Source organism: Cobetia sp. SIMBA_158 (assembly GCF_046566945.1).
Taxonomy (GTDB): domain Bacteria; phylum Pseudomonadota; class Gammaproteobacteria; order Pseudomonadales; family Halomonadaceae; genus Cobetia; species Cobetia amphilecti.
Window position 1 is genome coordinate 1 of record NZ_JAWJYL010000947.1, and the last position, 243, is coordinate 243.

Genomic DNA, 243 nt, shown 5'->3' on the forward strand with positions numbered 1-243 from the left:
ATTATTTTTAGAAATAGAAAGTGGCGAAGAAGACGAGGTCTGCGAAATGGACTTTCCTATCGATGTACTTAAAAACAAACAAGCCATAGATGAAAGCGGAATTGTACCTACTTTGATTGTAACGTGTGACTATGATGGCATTAGTGGGGTAGGTGATAGAGTCGACTCTGAGTACGAACATGTAAAACTCAATTTTTTAGAGGGGAATAAAGCGGTTATAAGTGTAAAAGCTAAGCTTATGGT

At 37.4% G+C, this 243-nt stretch carries 1 protein-coding gene; it reads left to right on the plus strand.

The window, feature by feature from the left end; genetic code table 11:
• Positions 1-243, plus strand: a 243-nt coding sequence (locus R2R70_RS22600; RefSeq protein ID WP_410979287.1) for a hypothetical protein, incomplete at both ends; no start/stop codon positions are given.